This window comes from Vibrio sp. 10N.261.52.A1, assembly GCF_002876325.1.
In the GTDB taxonomy this organism is placed as follows: Bacteria; Pseudomonadota; Gammaproteobacteria; order Enterobacterales; family Vibrionaceae; genus Vibrio; species Vibrio chagasii.
In genome coordinates this window covers 1-1,525 of sequence record NZ_MCYD01001014.1, presented here as the reverse complement: position 1 = coordinate 1,525, position 1,525 = coordinate 1, and the positions used below count along the sequence as shown (strand labels likewise).

Below are 1,525 nucleotides of genomic sequence, written 5' to 3'. Positions count from 1 at the left end.
TAATATAACTATCATACTTTAGAACTAGAAATATAACATTTAACAAGTTCAGTAAGAAAAAAACCAATGAACACAAAAGTCTTATAAATTAGGGGGACGGTAATATTAGCCACATAATAATTTAAACTGAGTTACGTATGGTTATTTATCAAATAATAAAATGACTAACACGGAAAAGAAAACGAGAGGCTTCCTCGTCAAAGAAAGCCATACCCACTGAATCTAAACGGTAGTTTACCCAAGCTTGTCTAGTTTAAGCTCCGCCGTCACCTTAGTAAGGCGCAGGGCTATCGCAAAGCAAACCAAATAAGGGCTTACATACCAAAAGAGACTTTCTAGTGGCTGCTTCACCTGTGCCTCTCTGGTCTTAATATACTGGTTTTTCTGTTTTTCATACTGGTTCAGCATACCACTCACCCACACAGCATCACTTTCTACTAATGAAACACTAGGCGCAGGAACCGTAAAATCAGCCGCATTTGGCAATAGAGTGAAATCCACATCTTTAAACGTCATCGCGGTGTTCAAATACCACAAACACGCTTCATGGTGCTGCCCATAATTGTCTAATGATGGTTGTCCATTGCAGACATCACTTCTTAACTTATCCAAAGAAAACTGCTGTACCGACTCCAAAATCGCCACCGCTCTGGTTTGTTCTGTCTCGACCCAATCACCTGCGACTTTGGCACGAATTTCAGACACAGCACCGAGCATTCCAATACCCGCCAGTAGCGGCCACAAATAGTCCATCCGTTTCCATTTTCGTCGGCTCAAGTTGAACCCACACCAAAGAGGAAGGTGTAAAAGGAGCGTTAGCCCCAGTGATAGCAAAACGAAATTCAAAGAGCTAGAGAGCATGAGTTCGCTATCAAAGAAGTTCTTCATAATGAGTTACTTGCTGTTAAACAAGGAGTGATTTGATACTAAGAGTGATATTAGAAAAGAGTGTAAGAGGAAAGTAAAAACAGCACAGAGAATTGGAGTTAGTGCTGTTTATTTGAACATATCAGGCATTAGCAGCATATCTGAGGAATCAAGCTTTAGCTTTTAATTAAATGCTTTTCCATCGGGATACAGTCGAGGCTGATACCTCTAGGAGAATGATAAGTGGAAAGCTCATCACCAATAAAGCCACACGAACGATAAAACGCTGCTGCATTCAGAGTCGATTCTAGTTTCATTAGAGGCAAGTTGTGTTGATTCGCTAGCCCCTCTAAGAATTGCAACATCATTTTAGCTGCACCTTTACCGTAAAAATCAGGGTCTACGAAAATCGCATCAACCATACCCGTTTGGGTATTGATCTTACCGCTACCAATCACTTGGCCATCCACTTCGGAAACGTAAAAGGTTGCTCCCACGTCAGCAATAAATGCCTCTGACATCTCGCCCGGCGTCCATAGTGAAAGCTGTTCTTCCGAGTAATAAGCGGAACACTGGTCAAGGATGGTACGACTGCGAATATCAAAAATATCCTTGGCATCAGATATAGCTGCTTTCCTTATATTAATCATAATTAACC

2 protein-coding genes are annotated in these 1,525 nt (G+C 41.2%); both read right to left on the bottom strand.

The annotated features are described in order from the left end of the window. Positions 1-234 precede the first annotated feature (234 nt). Positions 235-888: a hypothetical protein gene (locus BCT81_RS21920; RefSeq protein ID WP_102425831.1), complete on the bottom strand. Its 654-nt coding sequence runs from the start codon at positions 886-888 to the stop codon at positions 235-237. Between the two features lie 155 nt (positions 889-1,043). Next, complete coding sequence (locus tag BCT81_RS21915; protein ID WP_102425832.1) at positions 1,044-1,517, bottom strand: GNAT family N-acetyltransferase; 474 nt, start codon at positions 1,515-1,517, stop codon at positions 1,044-1,046. Positions 1,518-1,525: the final 8 nt, after the last annotated feature.